Annotated in this window: 23 protein-coding genes; 16 read left to right on the forward strand and 7 right to left on the reverse strand. The window is 57.4% G+C overall.

All coding sequences use genetic code 11. The annotated features are described in order from the left end of the window. The coding region (locus JI62_RS22795; RefSeq protein WP_276206538.1) for a pirin-like C-terminal cupin domain-containing protein at positions 1-237 on the forward strand (237 nt) is incomplete at its 5' end. A gap of 3 nt (positions 238-240) precedes the next feature. On the opposite strand, the gene JI62_RS00545 is transcribed toward JI62_RS22795, so the two are convergent. Continuing rightward, the gene (locus JI62_RS00545) at positions 241-867 is read right to left on the reverse strand and encodes a DNA-3-methyladenine glycosylase family protein (RefSeq protein ID WP_088698293.1); all 627 of its coding nucleotides are present in this window, start codon (positions 865-867) and stop codon (positions 241-243) included. A 150-nt stretch (positions 868-1,017) separates the two neighbouring features. On the opposite strand from JI62_RS00545, the gene JI62_RS00550 reads away from it, so the two are divergent. The 4 genes from JI62_RS00550 (at position 1,018) to JI62_RS00565 (ending at position 4,394) form a co-directional block, all read left to right on the forward strand. Further along, positions 1,018-2,361, forward strand: a complete 1,344-nt coding sequence (locus JI62_RS00550; protein ID WP_088698339.1) for a type II toxin-antitoxin system HipA family toxin — start codon at positions 1,018-1,020, stop codon at positions 2,359-2,361. Beyond that, positions 2,358-2,678 (forward strand): helix-turn-helix transcriptional regulator, encoded by a 321-nt coding sequence (locus JI62_RS00555; RefSeq protein ID WP_088698294.1) that lies wholly within the window; start codon positions 2,358-2,360, stop codon positions 2,676-2,678. Before JI62_RS00550 ends, JI62_RS00555 begins: the two co-directional genes overlap by 4 nt. A 160-nt stretch (positions 2,679-2,838) precedes the next feature. Next, the gene (locus tag JI62_RS00560; RefSeq protein WP_088698295.1) at positions 2,839-4,050 is read left to right on the forward strand and encodes an MFS transporter; all 1,212 of its coding nucleotides are present in this window, start codon (positions 2,839-2,841) and stop codon (positions 4,048-4,050) included. A gap of 92 nt (positions 4,051-4,142) precedes the next feature. Beyond that, entirely contained in the window at positions 4,143-4,394 is a 252-nt protein-coding gene (locus tag JI62_RS00565) for a hypothetical protein (RefSeq protein WP_088698296.1), read from the forward strand. Positions 4,395-4,409: 15 nt separating this feature from the next. Here JI62_RS00565 and JI62_RS00570 read toward each other — a convergent pair whose 3' ends face one another. Then, on the reverse strand, positions 4,410-5,105 hold the full coding sequence (locus JI62_RS00570) for an extensin family protein (protein ID WP_088698297.1): 696 nt from the start codon (positions 5,103-5,105) through the stop codon (positions 4,410-4,412). A 151-nt stretch (positions 5,106-5,256) separates the two neighbouring features. Between JI62_RS00570 and gmk the strand changes: the two genes are divergently transcribed. The 4 genes from gmk to JI62_RS00590 all read left to right on the forward strand — a co-directional run bounded on the left by gmk (position 5,257) and on the right by JI62_RS00590 (position 8,935). Further along, a complete protein-coding gene (gene gmk, locus JI62_RS00575) occupies positions 5,257-5,889 on the forward strand; it encodes a guanylate kinase (RefSeq protein ID WP_088698298.1) in 633 nt (210 codons plus the stop codon). Positions 5,890-6,008: 119 nt separating this feature from the next. Then, positions 6,009-6,266 (forward strand): DNA-directed RNA polymerase subunit omega, encoded by a 258-nt coding sequence (rpoZ, locus tag JI62_RS00580; protein ID WP_007112267.1) that lies wholly within the window; start codon positions 6,009-6,011, stop codon positions 6,264-6,266. A gap of 32 nt (positions 6,267-6,298) precedes the next feature. Continuing rightward, a complete protein-coding gene (locus JI62_RS00585) occupies positions 6,299-8,446 on the forward strand; it encodes a RelA/SpoT family protein (protein ID WP_088698299.1) in 2,148 nt (715 codons plus the stop codon). A 99-nt stretch (positions 8,447-8,545) separates the two neighbouring features. Next, the gene (locus JI62_RS00590; protein ID WP_022521094.1) at positions 8,546-8,935 is read left to right on the forward strand and encodes a RidA family protein; all 390 of its coding nucleotides are present in this window, start codon (positions 8,546-8,548) and stop codon (positions 8,933-8,935) included. On the opposite strand, the gene JI62_RS00595 is transcribed toward JI62_RS00590, so the two are convergent. After that, the gene (locus tag JI62_RS00595) at positions 8,932-9,813 is read right to left on the reverse strand and encodes an SDR family oxidoreductase (protein ID WP_088698300.1); all 882 of its coding nucleotides are present in this window, start codon (positions 9,811-9,813) and stop codon (positions 8,932-8,934) included. The two genes, JI62_RS00590 and JI62_RS00595, sit on opposite strands and share 4 nt — an antisense overlap. A 168-nt stretch (positions 9,814-9,981) precedes the next feature. Between JI62_RS00595 and JI62_RS00600 the strand changes: the two genes are divergently transcribed. Both JI62_RS00600 and recG read left to right on the forward strand, forming a co-directional pair. Further along, complete coding sequence (locus JI62_RS00600) at positions 9,982-10,911, forward strand: hydrogen peroxide-inducible genes activator (protein WP_088698301.1); 930 nt, start codon at positions 9,982-9,984, stop codon at positions 10,909-10,911. Then, positions 10,908-12,986, forward strand: coding sequence for an ATP-dependent DNA helicase RecG (recG, locus tag JI62_RS00605; protein WP_088698302.1), 2,079 nt, complete (start codon positions 10,908-10,910; stop codon positions 12,984-12,986). Before JI62_RS00600 ends, recG begins: the two co-directional genes overlap by 4 nt. A gap of 9 nt (positions 12,987-12,995) precedes the next feature. Here recG and yccS read toward each other — a convergent pair whose 3' ends face one another. Beyond that, positions 12,996-15,200 carry a YccS family putative transporter gene (gene yccS, locus JI62_RS00610; protein ID WP_088698303.1) on the reverse strand — a complete coding sequence of 735 codons (2,205 nt, stop codon included), beginning with the start codon at positions 15,198-15,200 and terminating at the stop codon, positions 12,996-12,998. 172 nt (positions 15,201-15,372) lie between these two features. Here yccS and JI62_RS00615 point away from each other — a divergent pair, with 172 nt between their 5' ends. From JI62_RS00615 to JI62_RS00635, 5 genes are all read left to right on the forward strand, one after another. Then, positions 15,373-16,191 carry a DUF3100 domain-containing protein gene (locus JI62_RS00615; RefSeq protein WP_088698304.1) on the forward strand — a complete coding sequence of 273 codons (819 nt, stop codon included), beginning with the start codon at positions 15,373-15,375 and terminating at the stop codon, positions 16,189-16,191. Continuing rightward, positions 16,178-16,672, forward strand: a complete 495-nt coding sequence (locus JI62_RS00620) for a hypothetical protein (RefSeq protein WP_082934300.1) — start codon at positions 16,178-16,180, stop codon at positions 16,670-16,672. Before JI62_RS00615 ends, JI62_RS00620 begins: the two co-directional genes overlap by 14 nt. A gap of 9 nt (positions 16,673-16,681) precedes the next feature. Next, entirely contained in the window at positions 16,682-17,839 is a 1,158-nt protein-coding gene (locus JI62_RS00625) for a M20 aminoacylase family protein (RefSeq protein WP_088698305.1), read from the forward strand. 101 nt (positions 17,840-17,940) lie between these two features. Beyond that, entirely contained in the window at positions 17,941-18,846 is a 906-nt protein-coding gene (locus tag JI62_RS00630) for an NAD(P)-dependent oxidoreductase (RefSeq protein WP_088698306.1), read from the forward strand. Continuing rightward, the gene (locus tag JI62_RS00635; protein ID WP_088698307.1) at positions 18,843-20,393 is read left to right on the forward strand and encodes an aldehyde dehydrogenase family protein; all 1,551 of its coding nucleotides are present in this window, start codon (positions 18,843-18,845) and stop codon (positions 20,391-20,393) included. Before JI62_RS00630 ends, JI62_RS00635 begins: the two co-directional genes overlap by 4 nt. Here the strand turns inward: JI62_RS00635 and JI62_RS00640 are convergent. The 3 genes from JI62_RS00640 to JI62_RS00650 are packed head-to-tail and all read right to left on the reverse strand — an operon-like array spanning position 20,372 to position 21,957. Beyond that, positions 20,372-21,316, reverse strand: coding sequence for a LysR family transcriptional regulator (locus tag JI62_RS00640; RefSeq protein ID WP_088698308.1), 945 nt, complete (start codon positions 21,314-21,316; stop codon positions 20,372-20,374). The genes JI62_RS00635 and JI62_RS00640 overlap by 22 nt on opposite strands. Before the next feature lie 12 nt (positions 21,317-21,328). After that, on the reverse strand, positions 21,329-21,685 hold the full coding sequence (locus JI62_RS00645; RefSeq protein WP_088698309.1) for a hypothetical protein: 357 nt from the start codon (positions 21,683-21,685) through the stop codon (positions 21,329-21,331). Further along, positions 21,685-21,957 (reverse strand): HU family DNA-binding protein, encoded by a 273-nt coding sequence (locus JI62_RS00650; protein ID WP_064232353.1) that lies wholly within the window; start codon positions 21,955-21,957, stop codon positions 21,685-21,687. Before JI62_RS00650 ends, JI62_RS00645 begins: the two co-directional genes overlap by 1 nt. Positions 21,958-21,964: the final 7 nt, after the last annotated feature.

Raw genomic sequence — 21,964 nt, forward strand, 5'->3', positions numbered from 1 at the left:
GGCGATGTCTCAGTAGGCGGCGAGTCGGTCAAGCCGCACCATTTGATTGAAGTAGATCGTGACGGCGATAGCCTCGTCATTGAAGCCAGCAGCGACGCGCGCTTGCTGTTTGGTCACGGCGAGGTAATTGATGAGCCGGTCTACTCCCATGGCCCCTTTGTGATGAACACCCGCGAAGAGATCGTTCAGGCGGTCGAGGACTATCAGAACGGTAAGTTTGGCGGACTGGATGCCTAGTATTTAAAGCGGCTCGCCGCGATAGTAGTGCCACAGAAACAGCGAACCCACGCTGCGCCAGGGCGACCAGTGCTCCACCAGCTGGCGGGCCTGTTTAGGCGTGGGTTTGTCGTCCATGCCTTTTAAGCGGCCAAGCGCCACTCGCAGAGCAAGATCATCAGCGGGGAAGATATCCGGGCGTTTTAGCGAGAACATTAGGTAGATCTCCGCACTCCAGCGGCCAAAGCCACGCAGCTGGGTAATCGCGGCAATCGCCTCGTCGTCGCTTAGTTGCTCAAGCCCCTCGGCGCTAAAGGTGCCTGCCAGCTCCGCTTTTGCCAGGCCCTTGGCGTACTCAATCTTGCGCCAGGAGAGCCCCGCATCGCGCAGCGCTTGATCCTCTACCTCCATCACTGCTTTGGCGTGCAGCTCGGGCAGCAGTGTATTTACACGACCCATAATCGCTCGGGCCGCTTCGGTGGATAGCTGTTGGCTAACGATGGTCGAGAAAAATGTCGCAAAACCCTGGTCGCGCTGGCGTGGGGCAGGGGCGCCCACCAATGGGTAGGCGCGGGCAATATCGGGGTCGGCCCTGGCGAGTTCAGCCATGGCGTGTTCGATCGTGTTAAAAGATGGGTTATCAGGTGACATTATTACTCCTGGCTAAAATGAGTATTATACTGCTCACTATTTGGGTTTTAATATATTTATGAGCATTAAAATGCACATTTAGGTGCCTTGAACTACACTATTGAGCATTAAACTACTCAGTTATTAACTGCCCAATTAAGGTGGCCCATGTTGCTAACCATCCAGGCATTTCATCATGGCCAGTGGCACGATGCCGCCGAGCTGGTGATTGAGCATACAGCGCAAGGTCGCCGAGGTTCTGCGCGTTTGGGCTATATCACCGATTATGCGCTTGAATGGCTGGATCGCGATGACGAGCATGCTTGCAGCCTGCGCTTGCCCATTGAGCTAATGAATACCCATCAATCGCCACGCTGGTTCGCTTTTTTAGACGATATCATGCCTTCCGGGGCCAGCCGTCGTTACTGGGTCACGCAGTTAGGGATATCGGCGCTTACCGAGGCTGAACAAGATTACGCCCTATTGGCTAACGGGACGATTGCGCCGGTGGGTAATTTACGTATTAAAGAGGCGCTTCCCGAGCGTCCAGTAGGTAGCACGCTAGAGCAGCAGCGTTTTGCTTTACGCGATGTTGTGGATCGGGATAGCGATTTTCTTGCCTATGCGCAGCAGATGGGCGCTGCCGGGGGGGGAGCTACCGGGGCTGGCGGCGAAGCGCCTAAGCTACTGCTTCGCTGTTCGCCAGACGATCAGGTCTGGATCGATACCTATCAGGATGATACGGCGAATACAGACCAGCACTATCTGGTGAAATTTCCTCGCGGCCAACGCACCGAGCTTGATAACAATATCCTCCGTGCGGAGTACCATTTCTATCATGAGCTGGCGTCACTCGGCGTGGCGACCATCGACACTCAAGGGATGCGGCTACTGGAAGGCGAGCGCTATCCATCGCTGTGGTTGCCCCGCTTTGATGTTGATTACCTCGCTGGGAAGCGAGCACTGTATGGGCTGGAGTCGGTTTATTCCGTCATGGAGTGTCAGCCGGGAAGCTTCTTAAACCATTTTGCCGTGATTGAGGCTTTGGTTGGTCTGTTGAGCCAGCAATACCGCGTTCGCGAGTTAGGAGGTCATTTTGATACGGCACGTTTCGTGAGCGAGTGGGTGAAACGTGATCTGCTTAATGTCGCTTTTGCTAATAGCGATAACCATGGCCGCAATACGGCGCTGTTGAAAACGCCTCAGGGGATATGGCTGGCGCCAGTCTACGATTTTGCGCCCATGAAGGCTGACCCAGAAGGCATTATTCGCACCACTACTTGGGGCTCGCCGTTTGAAGAGGGTTCTGAATTCAGCTGGGTAGCTATTGCAAAGAACTTAAATGCCTATGTACCCCCCGAACAATTGATGGCAGAGCTAAAAGCGCTGGGGAATCAGTTAGTCGGGCTAAAAGAACGACTTGCTGCTCGGGGTGTCCCCGAATCGTTGTTAGCATTGAATGCGTTGGGGTTGGATTATCTGGACGCTAAGCTGCGCCGCTGGGGGCTGGTATGAAACGCAAAGAACTCTCTAGCATTGAGCGCGAGGCACTGCTTATGGCGCTATTGTCCCAGCTGCTGCGTGAAGAGATCAGCTCAGGGCAGGTGCTGCGCCAACTGCGCCGCGACGTGTTGGGAATGTCGCAGACACAATATGCCGAGCTGGTGGGTATCAGTCGCCGCACTTTATCTGATCTGGAAGCCGATAAAGCAAGCCCTACACTGGCTTTGCTAAACCAAGTATTCCACCCGCTGGGTCTGCAAACCGGCTTGGTGCCGCGTAACCGCCATCTGCGTGAGCGCTTGCTTTCAGTGGAAGCTCCTAGCGCCTAACCGCCACACACCTTATCTCCACACATTTCCTATTCAGCCCAATTTAATGATTGTGTTCGCCCGCTAACTTTTTAAACGCAGCATGTTTCTACTTTCGTCTAATCCTGCGATCATTTGCGCCATCGTGATACCAATCGGGCGGTATCCCAAGGAGTTAAGCATGCAGGATTCGACAGCATCGTCGTCTCAAGGGCTGGCGCGCAACCCGCGGCTGGCCGAATTTGTGTTGGCGCTGGGTGGCTTTGGGATTGGCACCAGCGAGTTTGTGATTATGGGCCTGATGAACCGCGTGGCGGGAGATTTAGCGGTGACCGTGCCCCAGGTGGGTTACGCAATAAGCAGCTACGCCTTGGGCGTGGTGGTCGGTGCGCCGCTGATTTCAGCGCTGGCGGCGCGGGTACCTAGGCGGACGCTGTTGATCGTGCTGATGCTGGTATTTGCGGTGGGCAATATTGCCAGCGCCATGGCGCCGGGGTTCTTATCGTTTGTGGGCCTGCGTTTTCTCGCTGGCCTGCCCCACGGCGCCTATTTTGGTATCGCCGCGCTGGTGGCCGCGGGGGCCGTACCGATAGACCAACGGGCCCGGGCTGTTTCCCGGGTGATGATGGGTTTAACCGTGGCGATTTTGATCGGTGCACCGCTGGGGACTTGGGCGGGTAATCTCTTGGGGTGGCAAATCGCTTTTGCGGGCGTGGGTGGCATTGCGCTGCTCACCGCGCTGTTAATCCGCTTGTATGTGCCGGTTCAGCCTATTGATACCCTGGCAAGCCCCGTGAGAGAGCTGTCAGCGCTGCTTAAACAGCGAGTCCTGGTCACCCTGGCGCTTGCCTGCATCGGCTGCGGCGGCATGTTTGCCATTTTTAGTTATGTGATGCCGACGTTAACCCAGCAGGCGGGTATGAGCGAGGCGTTGGGGCCGCTGGTGCTGGTGATCTTCGGCCTGGGCTCTATTGCCGGTAATTTAATTGGCGGGCGCATGGCGGATAAAAATCTGATGCGCGCTATTCCACGCATCCTGATCTGGTGTGGCGTGGTTCAGGGGCTATTTTACTTTGCCGCCAATAATGTCTGGACGGGGTTGCTGTTCGTCGGCTTGGTGGGTACCAGTATGGCGTTAGCGCCTTCACTACAAACCCGCTTAATGGATGTGGCGGAAGATGCCCAAACCATGGCGGCCTCCCTTAACCATGCAGCCTTTAACGGCGCTAATGCGCTAGGGGCGTGGCTTGCCGGGCTTGCGATCAGCGCTGGCTTTAGTTGGTCGAGTACGGGGCTAGTGGGCGCTGGTTTGGCGCTCTGCGGCTTGGTGATTTTTGCCGCTGGGCGCTGGCTGGAAAAGCGTACTTATGGCGCCATGACCCAGCGTGCCTGACGCTGCATGGTTATCGAACAGTGATAATTAACATGGCTAAAAAGTCGAATTCTCTCTAATGTGTAAGAGCAGTAACCCATAAGGAGATGACCATGCAGATTCAGGTATTGAATTCGACACGTATAGCGACACTCGGCGCGGTAATGGCGTTAACCATGGGCCTGGCCGGTTGCGGTACCTCTACCGGAGAGCGTGCCTCTAGCGGTGCCGGCATTGGTGCAGCCGTTGGCGCGGGTGCCGCCGCCGTGACCGGGGGTAGCGTCGTTCAAGGCGCCGTTATCGGCGGTGGCGTTGGTGCTGCAACGGGGGCCGCCACGGATGCAGATGACATCAACCTGGAATAAGTAGGCGTTGATCCATTAGCGACACAGCCTAAATCCGCGCATGCCCATATGAAAGTGGTCGGCATGTGCGGCGTTGTAGTCAGGCCCTAGCACGTTGCCAAAGGCATCGCAGGCTCCATCTCGGGCGGCCCGTAAGAACTCCCCCACCTCACCTTCATCATCCCAATGGTTAATCAGTGTAATGCGCTGCCCATTCTCAAATTGAAACCCCGTTACATCCAGCGCCTCGGCGGTGGCGTGTTCGCTGCGTCGGCCTGTTTCACGCCCGTAAACATTACGGCAGGCAAAACTACCCACGTGGTTAACCTGACTTATCCGGCTACCCATAATCTCTTCCGCTGAAGGCTGTAACGCATGGCGTTCATACATGACCCAGGCCAGCGCCAAGGGGCAGGTCGCCACAAAACTCTGGTTAAAAGAAACGCCGCTGGCTTGCATACGCACGACATTGGTAAGCGGGCAGCTTGCCGTAGGGGAGTAATCTGCTAACGGCGTGTAGCTAAGTTCGCCATCAGGCACGGTATCTAAAGCCGCTAAACAGCCCTCACGGTCATCTGCTAGGCGGCTTAGCTTAAGTTTAGTCACCGGGGTGATCGGGTCATCAATATGCAGCGGTGCCCAGGGCGCCCAGTGGCGGGGAATCTCAATGATGCCTTTTTGAAGGGCTACGCCCAAGCCAATCAAGGCTAAAATAAATAGCGTACTGCGCATGCCTACCTCCCTGTATGTCATCGCCAAACGCTACAGTCGTCGCGCTGGGTGTGCGATACTGCGCAGCTTTACTGCTCTGCTGCAGTCGCTCAACTTGCTTTTACTTCGTATTCCGCCACTTATTTTTCGCTAACTGAAGGGAAAGTACTTCATGTCCCAAGGTACGCTGTTTATCGTTTCTGCCCCGTCGGGTGCTGGCAAGACTAGCTTGGTGCGCGAGCTAATCGAAAGCCTGGATGGGATTCAAGTATCGGTGTCGCACACCACGCGTGCCAAGCGTGAGGGTGAGGTGGATGGCGTGAATTACCATTTCACCAATGTGGCCGAGTTTGAAGCGATGATCACGCGGGGTGAGTTCTTCGAGTATGCCAAAGTATTTGATAATTACTACGGCACCTCGCGCCAGGCAGTAGAGGTATTGCTAGCGGCAGGCCAGGACGTCATTCTGGAAATCGACTGGCAGGGCGCTCAGCAGGTACGCACACAAATGCCTGATGCGGTGTCGATTTTTATTCTGCCGCCTTCTCGCAACGAGCTTGAGCGGCGCCTTGCCAGCCGTGGCACCGATGAGCATGCGGTGATTGCCCGGCGCATGCGCGATGCGGTGAGTGAAATGTCCCATTACCATGAATATGATTACCTCGTTGTTAATGATGACTTCACCACGGCACTGCAGGAGTTACAGTCGCTGGTGATCAGCCGTCGCTTAAGCCTCCCGGTAATGAGCGAGCGTCACGCGCCGCTGTTGGCTGCGCTCTTGTCACAGGCGCCTACGGTCGAGTAATCTATTCGGTTCTACCGTGTTTTTAAATACGGCTTTAAATGCGTTTTTTCCGCTGGGTCGATGCCGTTTTCAACTTTTTAACGGCGTCGGCCCGGTTCCGTCATAACAGGAAGGCTCCCATGGCTCGCGTAACCGTTGAAGATTGTCTTGAAAATGTTGAAAACCGTTTCAAGCTGGTAATGATTTCCACCCAGCGGGCTCGCCAGTTGGCACGCGGCTCTCGTGATGCGCTGCTACCCTGGGAAAACGATAAACCCACGGTGATGGCGCTGCGTGAAATTGCCGCAGGCTTGGTCGATCACACTGTGCTCGACGAGCCCGTTGAAGCCGCTGTTCGTCCGCGCCCGGCGATGGCGCCTACTCATATCGACGACTAACGTTTTCAACGAAACCGATAGAGGCGCGGTAGATGTTCACCATTGATGACCTGGCCGATAGACTCGGCGGCTATTTACCCCCGGATGAGATCCAGCAGGTCAAACGCGCCTTTTACTACGCTGAGCAGGCCCACGACGGCCAGCGGCGGCGTTCCGGCGAGCCCTACGTTACCCACCCGCTTGCGGTGGCGAATATTCTTGCCAATATGCACATGGATCATCAAAGCCTGATGGCCGCCATGCTGCACGACGTTATCGAAGATACCGGGGTTTCCAAAAAAGCGCTGGAGGCCCAGTTTGGCAAACCGGTAGCCGAACTGGTGGACGGGGTATCCAAACTTACCCAAATCACTTTTGAAGACAAAGCCGTCGCCCAGGCGGAGAACTTCCAGAAGATGGTGCTGGCGATGTCGCGGGATATTCGCGTCATCATCGTTAAGCTGGCCGACCGGTTGCATAATATGCGCACCCTGGGCGCCCTGCGTCCGGACAAGAAGCGCCGCATCGCCCGTGAGACGTTGGAAATTTACGCACGCATCGCTGGGCGGCTGGGTATCAATACGATTCGTATTGAGCTTGAGGATCTCTCCTTTCAAGCGATTCACCCTATGCGCGCGGAGCGTATCAAGCGCGCCGTTGCCAGTGCGCGGGGACATCGGCGCAGCGCTATGCGCGAAATACAGTCTTCGCTGCAAAAGAGTCTGGATGACGACGCACTTAACGGCACGGTGGTAGGACGCCAAAAGCATCTGCTGTCGATCTATAAAAAGATGCGCGACCAGCGTAAGCCCTTTGCCGAAATCATGGATGTGTTTGGTTTTCGCATCATTACCGAAGACGTGGCCAGCTGCTACCGTATTCTGGGCGTAGTGCATAACCTCTATAAGCCGGTGCCGGGGCGCTTTAAAGACTATATTGCGATCCCCAAAGCCAACGGTTACCAGAGCCTGCATACCACCCTGTTTGGCTCCCGGGGTATGCCCATTGAAGTGCAGATACGCACCCGCGAAATGGAAGCGATGGCCAATAACGGCATCGCCGCCCACTGGCTTTACAAGGCGGGCCAGACCTCGCATCCGATTGCTGAAGGCAGCCACGCCCGCGCCCGCGCCTGGGTGAAAGGGCTGCTGGAAATGCAGCGTCACGCTGGCGACTCGCTGGAGTTTATCGAACACGTTAAAAACGACCTGTTTCCTGACGATATCTACGTGTTCACGCCTAAAGGCGACATTATGGAGCTCCCCCAGGGCGCGACCGTAATCGACTTCGCTTACTCCGTGCATACGGATATTGGTAATAACTGCATCGCCTGCCGTATTGACCGCCATCTGGCACCGCTTTCAACGCGCTTGGAGAGTGGCCAGACGCTGGAAATTATTACGGCCCCTGGTGCTAAGCCAAATCTTGCCTGGCTTAACTTTGTGACCACGGCAAAGGCGCGTTCAGCTATTCGTCACGCGCTAAAATATCAGCAGCAGACAGAAGCGATCATGCTGGGTCGGCGATTACTCAATAAAGCGCTGGCGCCCTTCGATACCAGCCTGGAAGAGCTGGATGAGAGTGTCCTCAAGCGGGCCTTCAAAGAGCTGGATGTGACTTCCGAAGAGTCGCTATTGGAGTCGCTAGGGCTGGGTAACCGCATGACCCACGTGGTGGCTCGCCGCCTGGTGGATGCAGCCCATGGTGATGAGACCTATGAGCATCCTGCAGGCGTTGACGGTAGCAAAGCCGTGATGATCAGCGGCAGCGAAGGCATGGTGCTTAACTTTGCGCGCTGTTGCCACCCACTGCCGGGCGATCCGGTGGTTGGCCACCTTTCCACGGGTAAAGGCTTGGTGGTGCATCGCGCCGAGTGTAAAAACGTGGTGGATAAGAACTTCGCCGATAAAAACGACCCTGATAAGCTCTTCGCGCTGGAGTGGTCGGACACTATTGATGAAGACTTCCCGGTCGCGCTGCGTATCGAGATTGAGAGCCGCCGCGGGTTAGTCGCAGAGCTTGCCGGGCTGGTCACCGATGCCGATGCCAATATTGAGCGGATTGGCATTGAAGAGCGTGATGCTCACCTTTCCACCGTCAATCTGACCCTGTCGGTGAAAGGCCGCGTGCATTTGGCGCGTATTATTAAGCGTATCCGTAATCTTCCCAACGTTGGCAAGATAACCCGACTCGCCAATTAACGGCCTTATATAACGATATGCCGATAAAAAATTGGCAGTGATCGCTATTTTTCATTATCAAATAATTAAGTATTACCTACTACAGGAGCGAACCAACCTATGAGCAACAAGGCTGTTATCAACACCAGCAAAGCCCCTGCGGCTATCGGCCCTTACTCCCAGGCCATAAAAGCGGGCAACACGGTTTATCTCTCCGGCCAAATTCCGCTTGATCCCGCCACCATGGCGATTGTGTCTGAAGATTTTGAAGCCCAGGCACGCCAAGTCTTCACCAATCTGCAAGCAGTGTGTGAAGAAGCGGCGGGCTCGCTAAGCGATATCGTTAAGCTGAATCTGTATCTGGTGGATTTGGATAACTTTGCGATTGTTAACCAAGTCATGGAAGAGTTCTTCACCGCTCCTTTCCCCGCCCGCGCCGCCGTTGGCGTTAAAGCGCTGCCCAAAGGCAGCCAGGTGGAAGCGGAAGCGGTGATGGTTATCGGTGACTAGGCTTTATTTAGCTCTAGAAAGCCGCCCTCTTTGAGTACCTGTGCATAGCCTTCGCGGTAGCTGGGGAAGCGGAACTGATAACCAGTGCTCAATAGGCGCTGGTTATCGCAGCGTTTGCTAGTGCGCCGACGTAAAGGCGACTGCATGGTCTCGGTAGCTTCGACGTTAAGCTGCTCGGCCAGCCACATCATGACGTTATGCATGGTGACCGGTTCGCAGTCGCTACCCAGGTAGATATCCGCCAGCGTCTCACCTCGCTCCTGATAACGAATCAGGTGCGCAATAATGCCGGTGCAGTCATCGCGGTGAATGCGGTTGGAGTACACCACCGGCGTGATCGCGGCCACACGGCCTTCAGCCACCTGATGAATCAGCCGGTCGCGGCCTGGCCCATAAATGCCGGAAAAGCGAATCACCGTGCCGGGCAGGGAGTGATTGATTAGCGCCTGTTCGGCTTCGCGCATCAGAATGCCCGAGAAGCTCGTGGAGTCAGTGGGGCTCTCTTCATTGACCACTTCGCCCTCCTGCTGGCCGTGTACACTGGTCGAAGAAACAAAAAATACCCGGCGCGGAGGTATTTTGTGCTGTTCCATCACGCCCAGCACACGTTTTAAGCCTTCAGGGTAGGCGCTTTGATAGGCGCTTTCTTCGAAACGGTCAGCGCTGACGGTATACACCACATAGTCAGCTTGGGGCAGGCTTTTGGCATCGGCATCTTCAAGGCTATCCAGGTCTAACGCCAGCGGTTTAATGCCGGTGCCTTTTAAGGCTTCCACATTACGCCGTAGGCCTATCACCTCGTGCCCTTCCTCGAGTAACTCACGCCCAAGGTTGATCCCTATATCGCCACAGCCGATAATCAGTACGGTTAGCTTCACCGTGCTCACTCCTCTTGATTAATATTCCCTATTAGATGCAAAGTCTCTACTAGATATGAGATTGTCGGTTAAGAAAACCGACGGCAGAGCTTGCTAGTCCTTTTCCATCCCGCTGACTGCCACTTTGTTAGTCACACGCTGCTACGAGAGGATGCCACTGGCACCGCTATGACTTTAACAGAACTTCGCTACATCGTAACCCTTGCCCAGGAGCGCCACTTTGGCCGCGCGGCAGAGCGCTGCCACGTTTCGCAACCCACACTCTCGGTGGCGGTGAAAAAGCTGGAAGAAGAGCTCGAAACACCGCTGTTTGAGCGATCCAAATCCACCGTACAGGTTACCCCGCTGGGTGAAAAGATCGTCGCCCAGGCCCAGCGTGTGCTGGAGCAGAGCAGCCTGATTTTTCAGCTCGCCAGTGCGGGCAAGGATCAGTTGGCCAACCCGCTGCGCATAGGGGCGATTTACACCATTGGGCCCTACCTGTTTCCCCATCTAGTGCCAGCCCTGGCTAGCGCCGCCCCGCAGATGCCGCTGTATATTGAAGAGGGCATGACCGGCACCCTGCGCGGCAAGCTAAGAAGCGGCGAGCTGGATGTGATTATTGTCGCCCTGCCGTTTACCGAAACCGATGTGGTGACCAAGCCGATCTATGACGAAGCCTTTGAAGTGCTCATCCCCGCCAATCACCCTTGGGTCGAGCGGGAAGCGATCAATAAAGAGGACTTGCTCGAAGAGCGCCTGCTGCTGCTCGGCGAAGGCCACTGCTTCCGCGATCAAATTCTGGAAGCCTGCCCGGCGATTACTCAAAAGCTTAATAGCCCCAATAATACGCTGATCGCCGAAGGCGGCTCGCTCGAGACCATTCGCCATATGGTGGCCTCACGGTTGGGCATCACCGTATTGCCGCAGTCTGCACTCGGCACCGACCAATACGAAAATGCCATGCTGGTCAGTCGACCCTTTGTGGAGCCAGCGCCGTCGCGCACCGTGGCGATCGCCTGGCGGGCAAGCTTCCCCCGGCCCAAAGCCATCGAGGCCCTTATCCAGGCGATCAGCCACTGCCGACAACCCGCCAAAGCCGTGAAAAGCGCCCCATGAGTGACCTCTCCGCGCCGATAACCGCGCTGAAGGGCGTAGGCGAAGCGCTGGCGCTGAAGCTGGGCCGGCTGGGGATCGAGCGGGTCAGCGATCTGCTGTTTCACCTGCCGCTGCGCTATCAGGATCGCACCCGGCTGACGCCGATTGGCCTGCTACGCGCCGGCCAGGAGGCGGTGATAGAGGGTGAAGTGACCGCTTGCGATGTGGTCAAAGGGCGCCGGCGAAGCCTGCTGGTGCGTCTACGCGATGCCAGCGGTATTTTGAGCCTGCGCTTTTTTCACTTCTCCCCCGCCCAGCAACAGCAGCTGCGCCCTGGCGCCACGGTGCGGGCGTTTGGTGAAGCGCGTGCCGGGGCGACCGGTTTAGAGGTCTATCACCCGGAATACCGGCTCAGCGGCGGTAGTGAGACCCCGGTGGAAGAGTACTTCACGCCGATTTACCCTACCACCGAAGGCTTGAACCAGCCGCGGCTACGCGCCCTGGCTCAGCAGGCGCTGGGTTTACTGGACGACGCCCCCGAGGCCTTGCCCGATGTGATACCCGATGCGCTTCTCACGCGCTTCCAACTGCCGGGCCTACACGCCAGCCTGCACTTGCTGCACCAGCCGCCTCCCGATGTGAATATAGAGCAGTTGACCAGCGGCCAGCACCCGGCCACGCGCAGGCTAGCGCTGGAGGAACTGCTCGCCCACCAATTAAGCCTGCGCGAAGTGCGCCTGCGTATTCAGGCGGATGGCGCACCGACGCTACCCTCCGGGCGCAGCCTGCAGGCGCGCTTTTTGGCCCAACTGCCCTTTGCCTTAACCGGCGCGCAGCGCCGCGTGCTGGAAGAGATCAGCCACGATTTAAGCCGACCGGCGCCCATGCTGCGGCTGATTCAGGGTGATGTGGGCTCGGGCAAGACTGTGGTAGCCGCCATGGCTGCGCTGAGCGCCCTGGCGGGCAATTGCCAGGCGGCGATCATGGCGCCGACGGAAATCCTCGCAGAGCAGCACTACCGCTCGTTTAAAGCCTGGTTTGAGCCGCTGGGCATCGAAGTGGCGTGGCTGGCGGGCAAGCTTAAAGGCAAAGCGCGGCTGGATGCCAAGGCGGCGATCGCCGATGGCCGCGCGCGCATGGTGGTGGGTACACACGCGCTGTTTCAAGACGATGTGCACTTCCAGTGTTTAGGGTTGGCGATTATTGACGAACAGCACCGCTTTGGCGTGCACCAGCGTTTAGCGCTACGCGAGAAGGGCGAGGCGGGCGGGCTAACCCCGCACCAGTTGATCATGACCGCTACGCCGATTCCCCGCACTCTGGCCATGAGCGCCTATGCGGATCTCGATGTTTCCGTGATCGACGAGCTGCCCCCCGGCCGCACGCCAGTCAAAACCGTGGTGGTGCCCGACGAACGCCGTCCGGAAGTCGTGAAACGCATACAGTTAGCTTGTAGCGAAGGCCGCCAGGCCTACTGGGTGTGCACCTTGATCGATGAATCCGAGGTACTGCAGTGCCAGGCCGCCGAGGTCACCCGCGACGAGCTCACGGTCGCCTTGCCTGAACTGGCGGTGGGCTTGGTTCACGGGCGGATGAAATCCAGCGAGAAAGCCGAAGTCATGACCGCCTTCAAAGCAGGTGAGCTGGATCTGCTGGTCGCTACCACGGTAATCGAAGTCGGGGTGGATGTGCCCAACGCCAGCCTGATGATTATCGAAAACCCGGAGCGCTTGGGGCTTTCGCAGCTTCACCAGCTACGCGGTCGGGTAGGCCGTGGCAGCACGGAAAGCTTCTGTGTGCTGCTCTACCATCCGCCGCTGTCGAAAAGCTCCCGCCAGCGCTTGGCGGTGATGCGCGAAACCACCGACGGCTTCCGTATCGCCGAGAAAGACCTGGAGATCCGCGGCCCCGGCGAAGTGCTCGGCACCCGCCAAACCGGCCTGGCGCAGATGAAAATCGCCGACCTGGAGCGCGATGCCGACCTGTTAGAGCGGGTAACGGCCATGGCCCAAACGCTACAGGGCAACCCCGACATCACCGCCGTGCTGGTGCGCCGTTGGTTAGGTGAGGCAGCAGGGCGCTATGGGCAGGTGTAGTGAGTGTGGTTAGGCGCTAGCTGTGCTGGGCGCGTGCTCTTCACTTCCCACCAACCGATTAGCGGCTTCGCCCAGCGGGGCGAGCTGCTCGGTAATAAGGCGTAGCTGGCTCTGGATAGGGCGGTAGAGCGTGGCGGCTTTTTCATCTGCAGATAGCGCACTTTGCTCTTCTAGCTGGGCTAATAACTCGGCAGCTTTATTCGCTAGTGGCTCAACCGGCTGGCGCTGGTTTAATCGCTCGGCGATTTGTCCCAGCAGCTCACCAATACGTTTTGCTACTGGCACTAGCGTGGCGTCATCTTCATCGTCTGCTAACTGGTGACGATGGGCGCCCAAGGCGGAGAGGTGGCTGAGTAGGGTATTGGAGAGCACTAAAAAGCGTAGCCCGTTGTCCGCATCCAGTTTTCGGTAGTGCCCCGGCTCATGAAGCATATTGGTGAGCAGCGTGGAGAGCGCTGCATCGGCGTTATGGGCATTGCGTCGCGCTAGGCGATAGGCCAAGTCATCCTGCTTGCCCTCCTCGTACTGGTGGATAATCTCTTCCAGGTAGCGGCGGTGGTTATTAAGCGCATTGGCAGCTTCCCGGTAGAGCCTGCGCCCCTGCCAATCGGGCAGAATAAAAAACACCGCTAAGCCCGCGATGAGTGAGCCGAGCAGGGTGTCGAGCAGCCGCGGCAGGATCAGGTCGTAGCCATCGCCTACCTGGTTGAAACTGCACAGCACCAATAGGGTGATGGAAGCGGTGGCGATGACGTAGTGTTTTTCGCGGTTGGCGAAGAAGGAAACCCCGGCGGCCACGGCGATTATGCTCTGCACCAGCGGGTGCGGAAAGAGGCTGATCGACGCCCAACCCACTGTCAGGCCCAATACCGTGCCCATAATCCGCTGTGACAAAAATCGTCGCGTGGTGGCAAAGTTGGGCCGGCAGACAAAAAGCGTGGTGAGCAGAATCCAGAAGCCCTGCTCAGGGTCGATCCACTGCATTAGCCCATAGCCAGTGGTGAGGGCAATAGAGAGTCGCACCGCGTGGCGAAAGGTGGGGGAGCCAAGGGTAAAGTTGAGGCGCACCCGCTTCCACGCTTCGAGCAAACTGGATGGCGAGCGGTCATACAGTGAACTGTCGCGCCGCTCATCGCTGACACCAGGATTGTGGGCACTGGCGAGCTGGTTTTCCAGCGTGGCCAGGTTCTCTGCCAGCGCGCTGAGCGGGTAGAGCAGCGGGCGCCATTCGGGCTTGCCCCGGTCGCGCAGGTTTTCGATGGAAGCGTGAAGGTCGGCCAGGGCCTCTTCGCTCTGCTGGTGATCAAACGGTCTATTGAGTAGCAGTGATTTGGCTAGCTGACGGCAGGAGCGACCCTGTTGATCCAGCAGCCGCTGGCAGCGAAACAGCACATCGTGGTGGAAAAAAGCCTTGCTGAGCGCACTATAGGGGTAGTGTGTGGAGCTGGCACGCTCGTGAATATCCTGGGCGATAAAGTAGATACGCAGGTAGCGGTTAAGCTTTTGGTCGCCGCGCTGGCCCTCTAAGCGCCTGAAAATCATCTCTTTGGCTTGATTAAGCGCAGCAACGACTTGGCCATTCTGGCGGGCTAGCGCCACCCGACGCGCTTCAACATCGACACCTCTCACGGGCTCAAACAGCGCTGATTTCAAAACCAGGAGTTCACCCAGCGCTTTGTACACCCGTGCCATGCTCTGTTTGACCGGTTGGCGGGAAAACAGCGCGCACCACACCACTGAAATCAGCCCATACCAGGCTGCCCCGGCCAACAGCAGCAGTTGGCGTGCCGCTACGTCGCCATCTACGCCACCATGTTGCTCGATATTGATCATCGAGTAGATGGATAGAATCAGCGTACCTGAGGCAATCGTCGCGTAGCGCTGGCCGATGGCGCCGAGCATGATCAGACAAAAGGTCGAAAGTCCCAGCCCCACTACAAATAGCCAAGGCCAGGGAAACAGCCACTGGACAATAAAGGAGGCCGAGGTAAAACAGACCAGCGTTACCAGCAGCGCTTGCAGCCGCCCTTGCCAGCTGTCGTCGGTTTCAGACAGCGCGCAGGCGATGATGCCCAGAAACAGTGGGATGACCAGCGCCACATCGCCGATTAGACCGCTGAACAGCAATGCGCCGCTGAACGCTATAAAAACGCGCAGGCTGTAGGCGAATTTATCCAGCGTCCAAAGGCGCCGTAGCGGCAAAGAAATGGGCATAGAAACTCTTATAGGTGGTTGTTAGACTTTAGTATAACGTTGTGGGTGCTGGATGTCGCTACCTCTGCTATCAACGCTTGAGTGTTCTAAAAAATAGCGCACTAAAGCCCTATGATTGAAACAGTAACCTTTCGATACTCGGAGTGACTCTAAAAAGAACAGGGACACTCCTATGGATCTCAAACTGCTGCTGGACTGGCGTCTGCACCTCACGGTGATCTTGACGTCAATGTTTGCCGAGTGGATCGGCATCGTACGTATCCCCCTTGGGCCTGGAACACTGCTGTTACTACCGCTGCTCTATGCCTTTGTGATTGGCGTACTGTTCAACCCTCACCTTTTCTCGGCCATGGGCAAGGTTATTCCCAAGCCGGTCAGCAATGCCGCAGGCCCGATCATTCTGATCGCTATTTTGCCGTTTATTGCCAAGTTTGGCTCCACCATCGGCCCCGCCATTGAGCAAATTATCGCCGCTGGCCCGGCGTTGATACTCCAGGAACTGGGCAATCTGGGCACCATGCTAATCGCGCTGCCCTTTGCGGTATTAGTGCTCAAAATGGGCCGGGAAGCGATCGGTGCTACCTACTCTATCGCCCGCGAACCCAATATTGCCATTATTTCAGACCGTTACGGGCTAAGAAGCCCTGAAGGTATCGGCATTATGGGCGTTTATGTGGTGGGCACCATGTTCGGCACGCTCTACTTTGCCTTAATGGCGGGCTATATCGCCTCGTTGGATATTCTCGATATTCGTGCTCTGGCCATGGCCTGTGGGGTGGGCAGTGGCAGTATGGTGGCCGCGTGCTCGGCTGCGTTAGCCGAAGCGGTTCCGGCATCCAAGGATGAGCTGCTCGCCTTTGCCGGAGCCAGCAACCTGCTTACTTATGCCACTGGCCTGTATATCTCGCTATTTATCGCGCTCCCAATCACCGAGTGGATGTACAAGCGCTTAAAAGGTTCGCGTCAGGAGGTTAGCCATGAAAACTCATGAGAGCACGGTCGATCAGTTTGATGCCGAAGCGCTGAAAGAGCTGCGCCCGGAAAACCAACTCGGTAAAACGGCTTTAGTTCTGGCCGCCGTGTGTATCGCTGCGTGGTTTAGCAATATCGTCAACGGTTCGCCGCTGCTAGACGCGCTGCCCGGCATGCTGATTCTGTATGTGATGGTCATTATCGGTTTGGTGATTGGCCGGTTTTGCCCATTTTACCTACCCAGCGTGGCCTGGGTGTCGCTGGTGAGCATTATCGCAACGCTGCCCTTTTTTCCGGGTAACGGCTGGATAATCGCCCGATTGGCCGAAGTGGACTTTCTTGCGGTGGTCACACCGGTACTGGCCTACGCAGGGCTGGCGCTGACCGGCCGTGAGTTTGCCATGTTCAAGCAAACCGGCTGGAAGCTGGTAATTGTGGCCCTGCTGGTCTTTACCGGTACCTTTATCGGCTCTGCCGTTGTCGCTCACGTGATGCTTTAAGGATAGACGATGACTGCTTCAGTAGACTTACCGGATAGCGCAGAACTAAAAGCGTGGCGCCATGATTTTCACCAGCACCCAGAAACGGCTTTTGAGGAGCACCGCACCAGCGCGCGTATTGCCGAGCTGCTGACTGAGTGGGGCTTTGAGGTAACCACCGGCATTGCCGGTACCGGCGTAGTGGCGGCCTTGGATGGCCGTTTGGGTGAAGGTAAAACCATCGGCCTGCGGGCCGATATCGACGCCCTGGATATTCGCGAAGAGACGGCGCTTGCCTACGCTTCCAAGACGCCTGGCAAGATGCACGCCTGCGGCCATGATGGCCATACCACCATGTTATTGGGCGCCGCCTGGGCGTTAAAGCAGCAGCCGGATTTCAAAGGCCGGGTGGTGTTTATCTTTCAGCCCGCCGAAGAGAACGCCGGCGGTGGGCGGGTGATGGTCGAAGAAGGCCTGTTTGAGCGCTTCCCTATGGACGCCGTGTACGGCCTGCACAACTGGCCGGGCCTGCCCGTGGGCGTTGCCGCAGTGCACGATACCGACGTGATGGCTGCTTTCGACATCTTTAGCCTGACGCTGACCGGCAAAGGCTGCCACGCAGCGATGCCGCACTTAGGGACTGATACGGTATTGGCGAGCTGCCAATTGATCAGCCAACTGCAGGGACTGGTGAGCCGCGAGACGCCCCCGGATAAATCCGCGGTACTCAGTTTCACCAGCATTAACGCGGGGGATACCTTTAACGTGATTCCCGAACAGGTGGCGTTGCGCGGCACGCTGCGCTGCTTTGATATGACACTTAAAGAGCACTTAGAGACGCGCTTTAAGCAGGCGATTGCAAGCCTGGCGGAGTTTCATGGCTTGACCGTTGAGCTGGATTACCAACGCTGTTATCCCGCCACTACCAATACCCCTGAAAACGCGCAGCACTGCGCCACGGTACTGGAGAGCTTACTCGGTAGCGAGAATGTAATTCGTAACCCGCCGCCCAGCATGGCCTCTGAGGATTTCTCGTTTCTACTTGCCGAGCGCCCCGGTGCCTATATCTGGATGGGCAACGGCGAGGAGTCCGCTTCGCTGCATAACCCTCGCTATGATTTTAACGATGCATTGTTACCGTTGGGTGCACGCTACTGGGTGGAGCTGGTAAGGGCGCTGCTCGTCTAAATTCCTGACTTAATACACGTTATTCGCTCTCTGATGCCCACTGGGTAGGGGAGCGTCTACCCGGAACATAGCGTCTTCATGACGTTTAAAGGAGCTTTACTATGTCTCTAGTCACCACCCCTTTATCGATTACTGTGATTGGATTGGGTCAGATGGGCGGCAATATGGCGCTCACCCTCAAAGCAGCAGGGTTTGAAGTGACGGGTAGCGATCTATTTGAGCAGGCGCGGTCGCGCCTCGCTGCCCAGGGGGTACCCGTCGTGGCGCCCGAAGAACTGCCTGCAAGCGATGTGTACCTGCTGTCGCTACCTACTTCCGCCCATGTGCGCGAGGTGATCGAGCAATCACCGGGCTTACTCAACCTAGCGCCGAAAGGCAGTGTGATTGTAGATACGTCGACAAGTGACCCTCAGGTTAGTCGCGAACTGGCTGAAAACGTCATCGCAGCGGGCCTTGAGTGGCTGGACGCCCCCGTCAGCGGCGGCCCGAAAGGAGCTGCCAGCGGCAAGCTGGGGATGTTGCTGGGAGGCGATGAACGCACTATCGAACGGGTATTGCCGATGCTGGAAGCGATGTCGGCCAAGCGCACCCATGTGGGCGGCCCGGGCAGCGGCCATGTGGTCAAACTTGCTAATAATTACCTGTGTGCCGCGCACTTGTTAACCACCGCCGAAGCCGTGGCGATGGCAGCCAAAGCGGGCGTCGACCCCGCCGCCTGCTTGGCGGGCCTTAATAGCGGCTCAGGGCGCAGCGCGGTTAGCGAGGTGAACTTCCCGGAGTGGGTGCTGAGCGAGCGTTTCGATTCGGGCTTTACCACCGGTTTGATGCGCAAAGACCTGCGCTTGGCGCGGGATGCCGCTGAGCAGCTGGATATCCCCTTACCGCTGTTACAGGCCGTGGTCGATGCCTGGCATGCTAACCCCGAACAACCAAGCGATAGCGATGACTTTAACCATATCACCACGCCGATATTAACGCGTGCCAGCCAGGCGGAGGAGCAGTCATGAATGCACTTAGCCAACATGCCCAAGATCACCTTGCCACGCTGCTCGAAGGTTTTGGATTAACGGCCACCACGCTGTTAAGCAACTGGATTGATGGCGGTTTAGTGGCGGGAGAGGGGGAAATGATCACCCTGACCAATCCGGCCACCGGCGAAACGCTGGTGAGCTATCGCGATGCGGGGGCCGCGCTGATTGAGCGTGCTACCCAAGCCGCTGAGCGTGGGCAGCGTGAATGGATGGTGCTAACCGCCAGCGAGCGTGGACGGCGCATGAATGCCGCCATACGCGGCCTGGAGGGCCATGAAGAGTCGCTGGCGCAGTTGGAAAGCGTTGTTGCCGGTAAGCCGATTCGCGACTGCCGCGCAGAAGTAGGCAAAGTGCGCGAGATGTTCGAGTACTACGCGGGCTGGTGCGACAAGCAGCATGGCGAAGTGATTCCAGTGCCTACCTCGCACCTTAACTATGTGCGCCATGTGCCTTACGGCGTGGTGGGGCAGATTACCCCCTGGAATGCCCCGATGTTCACCTGCGCCTGGCAGCTGGCCCCGGCCATTGCCGCAGGCAACGCCGCCGTATTGAAGCCTTCTGAGTTAACCCCGTTCTCATCGGTGGTGATTGCCAAGCTGCTGGAAGGCGGCGGGTTGCCGAAGGGGCTGATCAATATCGTCAATGGGCTGGGCAAAACGACCGGTGCAGCGCTGACCGACCACCCCAACATCAGCAAACTGGTGTTTGTCGGCTCGCCCCAGAGTGGCCGTATGATTGCCGAGGCGGGCGCACGGCGGTTGGTGCCCAGCGTGTTAGAGCTGGGGGGCAAGTCCGCCAATATCGTGTTTGCCGATGCCAAGCTCGATGAAGCGGTGGCGGGTGCCCAGGCGGCCATTTTTGCCGCCGCTGGCCAGAGCTGTGTGGCAGGGTCGCGCTTATTGATTGAGCGCGGAATGTTTGAGCAGGTCACCACCCGCGTGGCGCGGGCGGCGGAGCAGATTGCGGTGGGCCTGCCCAGCGATGAAGCGACCCGGATGGGGCCGCTGCAGAATCGCCGTCAGTTTGAGCAGGTCACTCGTATGATTGATGCGGCGGTAGCCGCTGGTGCAACGTTGCTAACGGGCGGTAAGCGGCCAGAGGGATTACCTGACGAGGCTCAGGGCTATTTTATCGCCCCTACCGTGTTGGTCAATGTCACCCCAGATATGGAGATCGCTCAACAAGAAGTGTTCGGCCCGGTGCTGGTGGCCATGGCCTTCGACACTGAAAATGAGGCCATTCAACTCGCCAATGAGACCCGCTTTGGCTTGGCTGGCGCCGTTTGGAGCCAGGACGTAGCAAGGGCGCATCGCGTCGCCGGACAACTGCGTGCGGGTACGGTATGGATTAATAGCTACAAGGCGATCAGCGTGATGTCGCCGTTCGGAGGCTTTGGCGACAGCGGCTTTGGTCGCTCCAGTGGCTTGGATGGCCTGCGCGAATACACGGTGCCGCAAAGCGTTTGGGTGGAAACCGCACCAGAGGCCAGCGTTGCGTTTGGTTACGGCAGTGGCGTTGGTTGATCGCTTACCGAGCTGGGTTCTCGGAACGCCTGCATCCAGCGCTGCAAATGGCGCAGCAATAGTATGCACGCCTTGGGCTGTTGGCGGCCTACCCGGGTGACCATATGGGCCTGGGAGCGCTGAAAAAGCGGATTATCTACCGGGCGCGCCACGAGTGTGCCGAGCTCCAGGTCGTGGGCGACGGCAAAGGCGGGTAGCAGGGTAATGCCCATGCCACTGCGCACGTACTGTGCCAGTACCACCATGGAGTTAGTGTTCATTGCCAGGCGCGGGGCAATCCGCGCTTGCTGAAAGGCCTGATCGACCATTTGGCGCACCCCGTGGCTGGTATCCCACATCGCCATGGGCTCGGCGCTCAGTTGATTGAGAGAGAGCGGCGCAGGCTGGTTGGCCAAGGCATGCTGCGGTGACAGGATGGCCATTAATGGCTGTGGGCTGGAAGCCCAGAAACGCAGTTGAGGATGGGTTCTTTCGTGGAACATTAAGCCGATATGGCTGTGATCATCGACTACGGCTTCAATAATGCCCGAGGTGCCGGCAATATGAATATCGAGCTGGATACCCGCATAAAGCTGAGTGAACTCATGCAGTGGGGATGCCACTAAATCACTGACAAACCCCTCACCTACGGTGAGCGATATTCTGCCGGTTTCCAGGCGTTGGTAGGATTCAAGCGATGCAATAAAGCCTTCATCAAGGGCTCCGCGACGTTCGCAGTACTCCAGCAGCATTTCGCCTACCGGGGTAGGCGAAATGCCGTCACGCTGACGCTCCATTAGAGTGGCTCCCAAGGCTTCTTCCAGCAGCACTATCTGCCGGCTCACCGCCGAGGGAGCTATATCCAAGCGCGCGGCTGCGCGTCGCACTGAACCAGACTCCAGTGTAACGCGGAAGTACACTAAGCGTTGATGAGGGATGTCCATCGATATGAAGCGCTATAAATACTTGAGTAGTTTTTGCAGCTTATTCATATCGGCGGAGTCACCGACCAGGCGCACACTGCCGTTCATCATGCCGTCTAGAAAGGCTTGCTGAGTGGGCTTTTTGAGTACTTTTAAGGCGGTATCCTGGTCACGGAAACGTAGCTCAAGATCCAAGTCCACAGGTAGCCCTTTGCCGGTAGTGACACTTTTCGGCGTCATCCGGTAGTGGCGGGCGATACTTAAATCTTCCGTGGCAATCCCCCAGTCCAGGCCGCGCATGCGTTCTAACTGTTCACGAAAGCGCGGTTTGCGGCGCAGGGCGCGTTTGAGCAGTACGCCCAGCAGCCACAGCGTCAGCTTGAGCTTCATTAGGAAACGGCGTCCTTAAGTCCTTTGCCTGGTTTAAAGGCAACGTTTTTGCTGGCCGGGATCTGCAGCGGAGCGCCGGTTTGCGGATTTTTGCCGGTACGCGCTGCGCGCTCACGTACGGTGAAGGTGCCAAAACCAATCAGAGCGACATCTTCGCCCTTGGCACAACTGTTGGTGATTTCATCCAGAATAACGTTTAGCACTTGGCCTGCTTTATCTTTGGACAGGTCGGCACTTTCAGCGATGGCGGCAGCGAGTTCAGGTTTGCGCATAAGGAAT

It is taken from the genome of Halomonas campaniensis (assembly GCF_002211105.1).
Classification (GTDB): domain Bacteria; phylum Pseudomonadota; class Gammaproteobacteria; order Pseudomonadales; family Halomonadaceae; genus Vreelandella; species Vreelandella campaniensis_A.

Excerpts from the sequence above, each read along its gene's own strand:
- JI62_RS00615 (WP_088698304.1), top strand. The coding sequence starts at position 15,373 with ATGGATCTCAAACTGCTGCTGGACTGGCGTCTGCACCTCACGGTGATC.
- JI62_RS00625 (WP_088698305.1), top strand. The coding sequence starts at position 16,682 with ATGACTGCTTCAGTAGACTTACCGGATAGCGCAGAACTAAAAGCGTGG.
- JI62_RS00565 (WP_088698296.1), top strand. The coding sequence starts at position 4,143 with ATGCAGATTCAGGTATTGAATTCGACACGTATAGCGACACTCGGCGCG.
- JI62_RS00600 (WP_088698301.1), top strand. The coding sequence starts at position 9,982 with ATGACTTTAACAGAACTTCGCTACATCGTAACCCTTGCCCAGGAGCGC.
- JI62_RS00620 (WP_082934300.1), top strand. The coding sequence starts at position 16,178 with ATGAAAACTCATGAGAGCACGGTCGATCAGTTTGATGCCGAAGCGCTG.
- JI62_RS00640 (WP_088698308.1), bottom strand. The coding sequence starts at position 21,316 with ATGGACATCCCTCATCAACGCTTAGTGTACTTCCGCGTTACACTGGAG.
- JI62_RS00585 (WP_088698299.1), top strand. The coding sequence starts at position 6,299 with ATGTTCACCATTGATGACCTGGCCGATAGACTCGGCGGCTATTTACCC.
- JI62_RS00570 (WP_088698297.1), bottom strand. The coding sequence starts at position 5,105 with ATGCGCAGTACGCTATTTATTTTAGCCTTGATTGGCTTGGGCGTAGCC.
- JI62_RS00635 (WP_088698307.1), top strand. The coding sequence starts at position 18,843 with ATGAATGCACTTAGCCAACATGCCCAAGATCACCTTGCCACGCTGCTC.
- JI62_RS00590 (WP_022521094.1), top strand. The coding sequence starts at position 8,546 with ATGAGCAACAAGGCTGTTATCAACACCAGCAAAGCCCCTGCGGCTATC.
- JI62_RS00645 (WP_088698309.1), bottom strand. The coding sequence starts at position 21,685 with ATGAAGCTCAAGCTGACGCTGTGGCTGCTGGGCGTACTGCTCAAACGC.
- JI62_RS00545 (WP_088698293.1), bottom strand. The coding sequence starts at position 867 with ATGTCACCTGATAACCCATCTTTTAACACGATCGAACACGCCATGGCT.
- recG (WP_088698302.1), top strand. The coding sequence starts at position 10,908 with ATGAGTGACCTCTCCGCGCCGATAACCGCGCTGAAGGGCGTAGGCGAA.
- yccS (WP_088698303.1), bottom strand. The coding sequence starts at position 15,200 with ATGCCCATTTCTTTGCCGCTACGGCGCCTTTGGACGCTGGATAAATTC.
- gmk (WP_088698298.1), top strand. The coding sequence starts at position 5,257 with ATGTCCCAAGGTACGCTGTTTATCGTTTCTGCCCCGTCGGGTGCTGGC.
- JI62_RS00555 (WP_088698294.1), top strand. The coding sequence starts at position 2,358 with ATGAAACGCAAAGAACTCTCTAGCATTGAGCGCGAGGCACTGCTTATG.
- JI62_RS00650 (WP_064232353.1), bottom strand. The coding sequence starts at position 21,957 with ATGCGCAAACCTGAACTCGCTGCCGCCATCGCTGAAAGTGCCGACCTG.
- JI62_RS00560 (WP_088698295.1), top strand. The coding sequence starts at position 2,839 with ATGCAGGATTCGACAGCATCGTCGTCTCAAGGGCTGGCGCGCAACCCG.
- rpoZ (WP_007112267.1), top strand. The coding sequence starts at position 6,009 with ATGGCTCGCGTAACCGTTGAAGATTGTCTTGAAAATGTTGAAAACCGT.
- JI62_RS00630 (WP_088698306.1), top strand. The coding sequence starts at position 17,941 with ATGTCTCTAGTCACCACCCCTTTATCGATTACTGTGATTGGATTGGGT.